This window comes from Argonema antarcticum A004/B2 (assembly GCF_023333585.1).
Taxonomy (GTDB): domain Bacteria; phylum Cyanobacteriota; class Cyanobacteriia; order Cyanobacteriales; family Aerosakkonemataceae; genus Argonema; species Argonema antarcticum.
In genome coordinates this window covers 1-11,436 of the sequence record NZ_JAIQZN010000153.1, presented here as the reverse complement: position 1 = coordinate 11,436, position 11,436 = coordinate 1, and the positions used below count along the sequence as shown (strand labels likewise).

The following is an 11,436-nucleotide window of genomic DNA, read 5'->3' as shown; positions in this document are numbered from 1 at the left end:
GTGGATGGGGTGCTGCCGACAGTCCCAGATGAAACAGGAAGTTTTTGTTAATGAATGTTAGCAAAAATCGAACGGCACAATAACCATATCTAGACTAAGAGGTTCTGCTAAGCAATGCAGCCAATTCGCACATTTAACGTTACCCCCTCTCTACCGCCGCGACTAGAACCCCTACGGCAGCTTGCCTACAACCTGCACTGGGATTGGAACGTCGATACCAAAGACTTATTCCGCCGCCTAGACCGCGACCTATGGGAATCAAGTCGCCACAATCCAGTATTGATGTTGGGTACTATCTCGCAAACGCGATTGCAAGAAGTAGCTGAAGATGAAGGCTTTATCGCCCAGATGGAACGAGCTGCCCAACAACTAGAAGACTACCACCACCGATTAACGTGGTATCACAAACAGCGCAAAGGTGTAGGGGGTAAGGTTTCGGGTTTGCGGGAAGAAGATGATTCATCCCAATCCCCAATCCAAAATCCAAAATCCTCTCTTGCGAAGGTGGGCATCGTGACGGGAACCGCCAAGACGCCCACTGAGCGCAAAATCCAAAATTCCGAGTGCTATGTCTACTTTTCGATGGAATTTGGCCTTGCAGATTGCCTACCCATCTACTCTGGGGGTTTAGGCGTTCTAGCGGGTGACCACCTCAAATCTGCCAGCGATTTGGGCTTACCCCTAGCTGGCGTGGGATTGCTTTACCAGGAAGGCTATTTCAGCCAGTTTCTGAACGCGGATGGTTGGCAAAGCGAACACTACCCAATCAATGATTTTTACAATATGCCTCTGCATCTGGAACGGCATCCAGATGGTACAGAAATACGCATTGAAGTTGATTATCCCGATCGCAAAGTTTATGCTCGGATCTGGCGCATACAAGTGGGAACAGTACCCTTGTACCTACTGGACACCAACATTGAGGCCAACGCCAGCCCATACGACCACGATATCACCGATCGACTCTACGGCGGCGATATCGATATGCGGATTCACCAAGAGATGATGCTGGGGATAGGAGGCGTGCGGGCACTCACAGCACTCGGATTGAAACCGACAGCGTACCACATGAACGAGGGACACGCAGCCTTTTTGTCCCTAGAGCGCATCCGCGTGCTGATGCAAGAAGAGGGTTTGAGCTATACACAAGCTTCCGCAGTTGTCAAGTCGAGTAGCATCTTCACCACCCACACCCCCGTTCCAGCTGGCATCGACTTGTTCCCCCCAGACAAAATGATGTATTACCTGGGTGACTACGGTGATGTATTTGGCTTACTGCGAGAAGAATTTCTGGCTTTGGGACGGGAGAATACGGGGGATTTTACATCACCTTTCAGCATGGCAATTCTGGCCATTAAAATGGCTACATTTATCAACGGTGTCGCCCAACTGCACGGTGTCGTGTCGCGATCGATGTTCAAAAGTCTCTGGCCCGGTTTACCAGTGGAGGAAGTACCCATCACAGCAATTACCAACGGCGTTCACGCACGCAGTTGCGTATCTCCGGTAATCCAAAGCTTGTACGATCGCTACCTTGGCCCTCGATGGGAACGCGCACCCGTCAGCGACCCGTTATGGGAACGAGTGAGTTCCATGCCGGATGAAGAATTATGGCGATATCACGAGCGGTGTAGAGCCGAAATGGTAGTATTTGTGCGCGATCGGCTGGCGCAAAAGCTGCGCGATCGCGGTGCCTCCCCAGTCGAAATTGCCCAAGCGTCTGAAGTACTCGATCCAGGGGTCTTGACAATTGGCTTTGCCCGTCGCTTTGCCACCTACAAGCGGGCTACCCTGTGGATGCGAGATGTCGATCGCATTAAACGGATTTTACTGGCGAACAAAGGCCGCAAAGTGCAATTTGTCATCGCAGGTAAAGCCCATCCAATGGATATTCCGGGCAAAGAACTAATCAGAGCAATTAACCACTTCATTCGAGAACAGGGCTTGATCCGAAATGTCGTATTTATTCCCGATTACGACTTGCACGTAGGGCGGCTGATGGTAGCCGGTTGCGATGTCTGGTTGAACACACCCCGGCGTCCGAGAGAAGCTTCTGGCACCAGCGGCATGAAGGCATCGATGAACGGCTTGCTGAACCTGAGCGTTTTGGACGGTTGGTGGGACGAGGCAGATTATGTCCGCACCGGGTGGCCGATCGGTCACGGAGAAGATTATGATAACCCTAACTACCAAGACGAAGTAGAAGCCAACTCTCTGTATGAATTGCTAGAGCAGGAAGTTGTGCCACTGTTCTACAATCGGGACAACGAAGATATCCCCCGTGGCTGGGTGAGCAAAATGAAAGATGCGATTCGGTTAAATTGCCCCTTCTTCAATACAGCCCGAATGGTTCGGGAGTATGGGATGCGGGCATATTTTCCGGCAAGCGATCGCTACTTTAAGATGACCGCAGCACAATACGCACCAGCCAAAGAGTTAGCCGACTGGAAAAACAAGATATTTGACCAGTGGTACAACATTAAAATCGAGAACATTGACGTATCTGAAGGAACCCAAATCCTGGTCAACCAAACTATTAGCGTCAAAGCGCGAATCGATCTGGCATTGCTCACTCCAGATGACTTACAGGTAGAGCTTTACACTGGTCTGGTGAATGCCAATGGGGATATTGTCAAAGGGGTGCCAACCACGATGGAATACCAAGGTCAAGATCCCCAGTCTGCAACTAGCATTTATACCAGCAACATCACCTACACCTCCAGCGGTCTACAAGGGATCTCTCTGCGTATTTTGCCCAAACATGAATATCTCAGCAGTTCTTACGATCTGGGATTGATTCTTTGGGCACAATAATTAGGGGCTAGGGGCTAGGGAAGAGGAAAGAGGGCTAGGGGTTAGGGAGGAAAAGAAGGAGTACGGATTGGGGATTTGGGAAATTGAAGAATTGAAGACTTGAAGAATTGAAATTCAATTTTGTTATCTGAAATCTAAAATTTGAAATTCTCTCCCTCTTCCCTCTTCCCTCTTCCCCTAGCAAGAAAGCCCCTAGTGCAGGGATGGCGGAAATAACTCACCACTAAAAATTGCCTCTGTTTCTCTGGAAATCTTGATTTTTACCACTGACAACTGACCACTGACAACTGACCACTGACAACTGACCACTAGCCCCTATTTTTTGTGAGGATTTCTCATGTCAAAAGTATTAGTTGTGGACGATCTCGCCATTGAATTAGAAATCATCTGCCGAGTTTTACAAGAGGCGGGTATTTCCGTTGAGCGGGCCAGTGATGGAGATGAAGCGATCGTCCGCATCCAGGAATCACCGCCAGACCTCGTGATCTTGGACGTAGTGATGCCCCGAATGAACGGATTTGAGGTAGTACGCGAGTTGCGGAGCAACGAAAAAACCAAACACTTACCAGTGGTATTTTGCACCCAAAAAAACACAGAAATTGACAAATTTTGGGGCATGGATATGGGAGCAGACGCATATATAACCAAACCCTTTGAACCAAAACAATTAGTTGACATCATAAAAAAGTTAATGGCAAATAACTAATTTTAGATTTTATATTTCCGATTTCCGATTTAAAATTGCCAATCCAAAATAAATTTGAAATCTGCCATCTAAAATTTTAAATTTACTAATGCCCAATGCTGAAATTCCTTCTCTTTGGTCACAACAAAAGCCTGTTTGCACTCGCTCTAACTTCAGTTCGAGAAGTACTTTTTTTGTACCAACAACCAATTACCCCCGTGCCAAACACTTTCCCGTTTTTGCTGGGATTAACCAACCTGCGAGGTGAAATTATAGCGATAATGGACTTTGGTCGTTTTATTGGTATACAAGCAGTCGATAGTCATTCGCCCGACTGTCGTATTCTAGTAGTGGAAGCGCCCGATCCCAACGATGCAAGATTATCGCCGATGCGGATAGGATTGGCAGTTTCCTTTGTCGAAGGAGTGGTAAACCTCAACCCCGATCGCATTGTATCAGCCCAAGAGGTGAGTGAAGAATTGGCTCCTTTTTTGCGAGGATTGTATAACGATCGCGATCGTCTGCTAATGATTTTAGATATAGAAGCCATATCCCTGACATCACCGGAGAGATAAAAATGGAATATTCTATAGAGCAAGTAGACGTACCATCAACCCCCAACCTTATTCCTTCACTGCAAGCCTTTTCCAGGAAAGCCAGTATTGCGGTTATAGCGATCGGCTGTATCGTCATCATAGGTTGGATGTTTAACATTCCCCTCTTTAAAAGCATATTGCCTGGGCTAGTCACGATGAAAGCTAATACCGCCTTATGCTTTATCTTCGCGGGTGCAGCTTTGTGGTTGTGGCACAAATCCCAGGGGATTGGGAATAATTCTGTCTTGCACGCACAAGCTACTCCAACAACTCAAAACTTTTTAAAGTGGGCGCAAGTTTGTGCCGCTCTAGTTCTGCTAATCGGCTTACTCACCTTAATCCAGTATGGCGTAAATGGGGACTTTGGGATTGACCAACTCCTCTTCAAGGAATCAGCAAAAGCCGCTGGGACTTCTGCCCCCGGTCGGATGGGTGCGAACACAGCTGCTAACTTCGTTATGGTGGGCTGCGCCCTGCTGTTTTTGGTAAGAAACTATACCAACTATCAAGTCGCTCAAATCTTCACCTTGGCAGCTTTTTTCATAGCGTTTGTGGGGCTGCTGGGCTATGCCTATAGCGTCACATCCCTTTATGGTATTAACTCTTACACCCAAATGGCTTTGCATACAGCCGTGACCTTCTCGATCCTCTGCATCGGTATCCTGTGTGCCCGTCCCGACAGAGGGGTGATGAGCGTTGTCACAACTCAGAATGCGGGGGGTATGATGGCTAGGCGTTTGGCTTCAGCTGCGATCGCCATTCCTCCCATCGTCGGTTGGTTCATCTTAGCAGGTTATCGAGCCAAAAACTACAACACAGAACTTGCCATATCCCTCCAAGCAGTCTTCAACATAGCAGTTTTTGGGGTGCTAATTTGGTGGACTGCTAAAAACCTAAGTACGATCGATCTTAAACGCCAGCGAGCTGAAGATAAACTTCGCACCCTGAATGCAGAACTTGAAGAACGAGTTAATCAGCGGACGACAGAATTAACTAGATCTAATGACGAACTCCAACAACTGCAAAATGAATTCAAAATGCGGCAAGACGCCCTTAACGAGGCGGCAATTGTCAGCGAAACAGATCGAGAAGGCATAATTACTTACGTCAATAACAAGTTTTGTGAAATTTCTGGATACAGCAGGGAAGAACTGATAGGGCAAAACCATAATCTAATCAACTCTAAGCATCACCCGCCATCATTTTTCGCAGATATGTGGGCAACCATTGATAGAGGTAATGTATGGAAAGGGGAAATTAAAAACAAGCGAAAAGACGGGTCATTTTATTGGATAGATTCAACCATTGCTCCCATCTTTGATACTGACAGCCCGATTGTGAAATACATTGCTATTCGTTTTGACATCACAGAGTTAAAAGAGGCAGAAGAAAGACTGCAAAAACTGGCAGTCGAACGTAAAGGGGAAGCCGATTCCCTCAGCCAACAAGTGCTGAAATTGCTGAATGAAATTAAAGGAGCCGCCAAGGGAGATCTTACCGTGCGGGCGGAAGTAACTAATGACATCCTGGGTGCTGTAGCCGACTCGTTTAACTTCCTGATAAGTTCTTTACGCAAGGTTGTTAATGGTATACAAGACCTATCCAACGAGGTACGTACTGCCACCAGTACCTCCATTACTGACACCAGTCAATTGGCCGAGCGAGCGCACGATCAAGCTCAACAAATTGATGGTATGCTGCAACAAATCGAGCGGATGGTGAACTCCATCAAAGATGTTTCAGATGTAGCGAAACGCGCCGAACAGGTAGCAGAACAAGCGCGTCAAACAGCAGAAACAGGTGGAGTTGCTGTAGATCGTACTGTGGAAGGAATCAACGAGTTGCGGCAAACGATCGCCCAAACTTCCAAAATGATGAAACGCCTGGGAGAAAGTTCACAACAAATTGGCAAAATTGTCAACTCAATTTCCCAAATTGCCGCTCAAACCAACTTGCTGGCTCTGAATGCTACGATTGAAGCAGCACGAGCTGGCGAACACGGTCAAGGTTTCGCAGTAGTAGCTGATGAAGTGCGTAAGTTGGCAGAACGCTCTGCCTCTGCAACAGAAGAAATTTCCGAAATTGTTAGCACTATTAAGGATGAAATCAGTCGGGTAATTACAACTATGGATTCAGGCACGCAAGAGGTGGTGGAAGGCACTCAGTTGGCGGCTGAAGCTAAGACTAATTTGATTGCGATTATTGAAGTTAGCCGAGAGATGAATGGTTTGATTCAAAATATCACTCGTGCTGCTAAAAAGCAGGTGGCTTTTGCCGAACAGATTTCCGGTAGTATGCGACAGGTGAATACTATTTCCACTACTACATCTCAAAAAGCTTTAGAAGTACAGGCTTCTCTGCACGGACTTTCAGTTGCGGTGAATAAACTGCAAGGTTCGGTAGCAAATTTTAGAAGTTAGTCATCAAATAATTTTGGATTTGGGATTTAGATTCTTTTTAAAATTGACGATGCTAAATCTGAAATTTCAAATCTAAAATCTAAAATTTATCATCGATAAATAACTAATACATGACAAATAACAAATCCCGGTATATGAACGATGACGATTTTAACGATCTAATCGGTGTATTTATCGCTGAAACACAAGAGTTTCTCCAATCTATGGAGGAGAATCTTTTGGCAATGGAAGGCAGCAGTACTGCGGAAGAGCGATCGCAGGCGGTCAAAACTCTTTTTCGACTAGCTCATTCGATCAAGGGTTCGGCTTCGATATTTGGGTTTGAGAGTCTATCAAAGGCGGCGCACTGTTTGGAAGATAGCTTTGCAATTCTGCGCGATCGCGTGGAACTTTCCCAACTGGAACCGCAAACGGTAACTGCGCTGCTGCAAGGGGTCGATCGCCTCAGAATTATTGCCGATATAGTCTGTGAGGGGAAAGGGAACATTAGGGCCGATCGGGCCACGCCGAGCGATCGCTCAGAATCTGCGATCGCTACTCACTTTGAGGCGATCGTTCAGATCGAAGCTCAGCTGGAAGCGAAATATGGTAAAAAAGAACAAAAGAACATCACTTCAAGTAACAGTATTGTCAATATTGACTCCATCAAAGCGATTTTCGAGTTCGAGTTACCTTCTGTCTTCAATCAATTAGAAGCAGAACTTTCTCAATCTACTACAGATACCCTGCCTCAAACTTTAGTAGCTATCAACAATATTTATTACCAAATTTCAGGAGTAGCGGGGATATTACAGATCTCTTACCTTGCGGAAATTGCTAACCAATTGAGAGCTTTAATCGATACCCCCGATTTGACGGTAGAGCAATTGCAGTCCTCTGGATGGGCGCTAGCGCAAAACTTGCAAACAATTCGCACCCAGGTATTGCAAGGAGAAGCTATTACCGTACAACCCTTAGACAGGGAGAGTGGGGGGAGTGGGGGAGCGGGAGAGCAGAGGAGCGGGGGAGTGGGAGGAGAGGGGGAGAATTTTCACTCAGCACTCAGCTCTCAGCACTCAGCACTCAATGCCCAGTCCCCAATTCCCCAATCCACCATCCGCGTAGAAGTGGAACGCCTGACAGAATTGATAAATCTGGTGGGGGAGTTGGTGATTAACCGCACAAATTTTCAACTCCAGGAAGCCCAGTTACGGTCTGAAGCTAAGCGCATCCGCAAGAGTATTTTAGCTTTACACCACTTTGGCAGCGAATTGCGAGAAGAATACGATCGCCTTTCGATTTTAGATTTTCGCAATTCCGCTCCCAAATTGCAGACTACTGAAACTAACAAACAACTGCACAATCCAAGATCCTTTGATGTCCTGGAGATGGATAGATATACAGAATTCCACTCCAAAGCTGTAGAAGTAATTGAAATTACGCAATCGATCGCTGAATCGGCGGGCTTAATTGACGAATTGGCAGCTAAATTTGAGCGCAGCACCGACCAACTGCGGCGCATCACCGACCAACTTCGCAGTCGCGTGATGCAATTGCGGGTGGTGCCATTCAGTCGTGCTGTCGATCACCTGCCCAGATCTCTGCGGGAATTATCCCGTACTTATAACAAAGATGTGAATCTGCTGTTACTGGGACGGGATACCAAAGTTGATGAAAGCTTGCTCGATGCCTTACGCGATCCGCTTGTGCATCTGCTACGCAATGCCTTCGATCACGGTATCGAACTGCCGGAAGTTCGTCAAGCAGCGGGTAAACCAGCGACGGGGCAAATCGAAATTGAAGCGCGTCACCAAGGCGGGCAAACTATTATTACTATTACAGATGACGGTCGGGGTATTGACCCAGAAGTGATTCGATCGCGAGTTGTCTTCATGGGTTTGGTAGCACCCGAACAAGCACCCGTCCTCTCTATTGGCGAACTCTACGAATTCCTGTTTTGGCCTGGATTTAGTACGGTCGATAAAGTGAGCGACCTTTCTGGGCGAGGGGTGGGCCTTGATGTTGTTCGCAACAATTTGCGGCAGGTACGCGGCACGATCAAAGTTGATTCTCGTCCGGGAAAAGGCACCAGTTTTATTTTGAAGCTGCCGCTGATGCTTTCGATCGCCGATGCCTTGTTGGTGAAGGTAGAGGATAACATTATAGCTGTGCCGCTGGATGCAATTGAGGAAATTATGGATATTCAAGGCGCGAGCATCCAGATGGCAGGTAATCAAGCGATGTTGCACTGGGAAGACGAGTTTATTCGACTGGTGCGGTTGCAAGAGTTACTGCACTACAACGTACCCGTTGCCGCACCCAATGCCTTTCCTTTCACCCAAGACAGCATTCCGGTGATGGTTTTAACTTCGAGTGAAGGGGTTTTAGCGATCGCAGTGGAAGGCATCATCGGTCAACAAGAAATTCTCGTCAAACCCTTGCCTCCGCCTCTATCTAAACCGCCCGGTATTGTTGGTTGTACAATTCTGGGTGATGGTCGGGTAGTGACAATTTTAGATGTAGATGATTTAATCGAGCAATTTTCAACCCACAGCAGCACTACTATTTCTGTTGATAACAAATCATCGTTAGGTGTAAGAAATGACCTGTTGGCACCACCCGCTAGCTTCCAACCGCAAATTTTGATAGTTGATGATTCTTACACCATCCGACAGTTACTATCTCAAACTTTAACTCGCGCTCGATACAGAGTGGCACAAGCAAAGGACGGTCAAGATGCTTTATCTAAATTAGAGGAAGGTCTCGTTTGCGATTTGATGATTGTAGATATCGAAATGCCCCGTATGGATGGATTTGAACTGCTGCAAAGTGTGAAATCTCAGCCCAAACTTGCTTCTATTCCCGTTGCTATGTTGACTTCGCGTTCTGGCTTAAAATATCGTCAAATGGCATCGGAATTGGGTGCTGTACAATATTTCACCAAGCCCTATAATGAGGCTCAGTTATTGGAGGCGATCGCTAAATTAATTAAACATTAGTCAGTTGTCAGTTGTCAGTTGTCAGTTGTCGGTTGTCAGTTGTCGGTTGTCAGTTGTCGGTTGTCAGTGGTGATTCTCTCCCCCACTCTCCCACTCTCCCACTCTTCTCTCCAGTCCCCAGTCCCCAAATTAAATATGAGCAGACGATTTCGCAGCAAACGCTATTTTTTAACTCGCACTCCCATGCGGAAACTGGTTTCCTTTCAACTGGGAAACGAACGATATGCTATTTCGATCGATCGAGTGCAGCACGTTATCAACGAATTTACACCCCACGGTGTTCTTCACAGCGATCGCAGTTTGGTAGAATATAAAAATGAAATAATTACTCTCATCGATCCGTCTAAGCTTTTTATCCGCAGTCACGATGAGCGAGAACGTGAATACTTAATTATTTGTAAACTCAAGTCAGGACAGCGCATCGGTATTCCTATTCCTGAAATACCAACAGTCTTGGAAGTAGCAGAGGACAAGTTTGCTGAGATTCCAGAACTTTATCAACAGGGTAATTTGTCGTCAGCTATTCAAAATATTATCCAGACTCCTAACGATAAAATTATGTTTTATCTCGATTTGGAAGAATTGGTTAATCAGCTAGTCATTATTGAGTGATAAATTTCAAATTTATTTTTAATTGACAATCTTGTCTTTTTAAATCTAATATAGAATATCGTGTCACGTTACATCGTTAGTACATAAGTGATACTGTCAAATTGTCTGTTGTCATCGTTGGTTAAATTTTTACAGCAGATGTAGGCGCTTCGCCTTCCCGTAGGGTAGACAGATGAACGCAGATAAACGCAGATAAGAATAATCACAGGAATTTTTTAGGTAACCGATGCTACCGAACATGATATAAAATCTGATATCGGTCATTAGAAGGATGGAAATTTACAATGAATCAAGTAGCGCCGCCGTGTCAGAATTTGTCAGAACAGGTGGATAGTCTGCTGCATTTGCTGCATCAGGAACCGTCTTTGCGATCGCAGTATGATATCACACCAATCCAAGCTTCCCTGCGAAAAGCGATTTCCCCGAAATTTGAAATTGTGTTTGCTGGTGCGTTTAGTGCTGGTAAATCGATGCTGATTAACGCATTGCTGGAACGGGAACTGCTTTACAGCGCCGAAGGACACGCTACTGGTACGGAATGTTATATCGAATATGCAGAACTGGACAAAGAACGAGTAGTGCTGACGTTTCTCAGCGAGGCGGAGATTCGGGAACAGGCACTTGCCATCTGCAAACGACTGGGGTTAGCAGCACCTCCAAATATCTACGATACTGAGGTGATGAACCTGTTGCGCCAGGGGTGCGAAGCAATCATCCAGCAGGAGGGTGGCGAAAGCAAGTCAGAACGTGCAAAACAGGCGAAGGCGCTGATATTGTTGCTGCAAGGGTATGTGGCGAATTGCGATCGCATCCACACTATTAATAATGCCACATATTCGATGGAGCAATTCGACTTTGCCAATCTCAAGGAAGCTGCCAGTTATGCGCGTCGCGGTAGTAACAGTGCGGTTTTGAAGCGCATCGAGTATTACTGTTATCATCCCTTATTGCAAGATGGCAATATTTTAATTGATATGCCGGGAATTGATGCCCCAGTCAAAAAAGATGCCGAACTGACTTATCGCAAAATTGAAGATTCGGAAACTTCAGCAGTTGTGTGTGTTTTGAAACCCGCGTCGGCGGGTGACATGACGACGGAAGAAACGGAACTGCTGGAGAAGATGCGGAATAATCCGGGAATTCGCGATCGCGTTTTTTACGTCTTCAACCGCATCGATGAAACTTGGTACAACACTCAGTTACGGCAAAGGTTAGATGACTTGATTACCTCCCAGTTTCGGGATACGCCGAAGGTATACTTTGCACGGTCATAGACCGTGCTTTTCAGAAAGCCAAAATTCTGGTAAAATATTTCTAGTAAAAATCCAGCA

General features: G+C 46.2%; 7 protein-coding genes. All 7 read left to right on the top strand.

Going from position 1 to position 11,436, the window contains the following annotated elements; translation table 11 throughout:
- Window positions 1–114: 114 nt before the first annotated feature.
- Window positions 115–2,814 (top strand): alpha-glucan family phosphorylase, encoded by a 2,700-nt coding sequence (gene glgP, locus LAY57_RS33455; protein ID WP_249071509.1) that lies wholly within the window; start codon window positions 115–117, stop codon window positions 2,812–2,814.
- 337 nt (window positions 2,815–3,151) lie between these two features.
- Window positions 3,152–3,520 (top strand): response regulator transcription factor, encoded by a 369-nt coding sequence (locus LAY57_RS33450; RefSeq protein ID WP_249071508.1) that lies wholly within the window; start codon window positions 3,152–3,154, stop codon window positions 3,518–3,520.
- 95 nt (window positions 3,521–3,615) lie between these two features.
- Complete coding sequence (locus LAY57_RS33445; RefSeq protein WP_249071507.1) at window positions 3,616–4,074, top strand: chemotaxis protein CheW; 459 nt, start codon at window positions 3,616–3,618, stop codon at window positions 4,072–4,074.
- 2 nt (window positions 4,075–4,076) lie between these two features.
- On the top strand, window positions 4,077–6,515 hold the full coding sequence (locus tag LAY57_RS33440; protein ID WP_249071506.1) for a methyl-accepting chemotaxis protein: 2,439 nt from the start codon (window positions 4,077–4,079) through the stop codon (window positions 6,513–6,515).
- A 134-nt stretch (window positions 6,516–6,649) separates the two neighbouring features.
- The gene (locus tag LAY57_RS33435; protein ID WP_249071505.1) at window positions 6,650–9,493 is read left to right on the top strand and encodes a hybrid sensor histidine kinase/response regulator; all 2,844 of its coding nucleotides are present in this window, start codon (window positions 6,650–6,652) and stop codon (window positions 9,491–9,493) included.
- 18 nt (window positions 9,494–9,511) lie between these two features.
- Window positions 9,512–10,105, top strand: coding sequence for a chemotaxis protein CheW (locus LAY57_RS33430; RefSeq protein ID WP_249071504.1), 594 nt, complete (start codon window positions 9,512–9,514; stop codon window positions 10,103–10,105).
- A gap of 284 nt (window positions 10,106–10,389) precedes the next feature.
- Window positions 10,390–11,379 (top strand): dynamin family protein, encoded by a 990-nt coding sequence (locus LAY57_RS33425; RefSeq protein ID WP_338022544.1) that lies wholly within the window; start codon window positions 10,390–10,392, stop codon window positions 11,377–11,379.
- Window positions 11,380–11,436 lie beyond the last annotated feature (57 nt).

Coding starts and splice junctions, on each gene's coding strand:
- glgP (WP_249071509.1), top strand. CDS start 115: ATGCAGCCAATTCGCACATTTAACGTTACCCCCTCTCTACCGCCGCGA.
- LAY57_RS33450 (WP_249071508.1), top strand. CDS start 3,152: ATGTCAAAAGTATTAGTTGTGGACGATCTCGCCATTGAATTAGAAATC.
- LAY57_RS33445 (WP_249071507.1), top strand. CDS start 3,616: ATGCTGAAATTCCTTCTCTTTGGTCACAACAAAAGCCTGTTTGCACTC.
- LAY57_RS33440 (WP_249071506.1), top strand. CDS start 4,077: ATGGAATATTCTATAGAGCAAGTAGACGTACCATCAACCCCCAACCTT.
- LAY57_RS33435 (WP_249071505.1), top strand. CDS start 6,650: ATGAACGATGACGATTTTAACGATCTAATCGGTGTATTTATCGCTGAA.
- LAY57_RS33425 (WP_338022544.1), top strand. CDS start 10,390: ATGAATCAAGTAGCGCCGCCGTGTCAGAATTTGTCAGAACAGGTGGAT.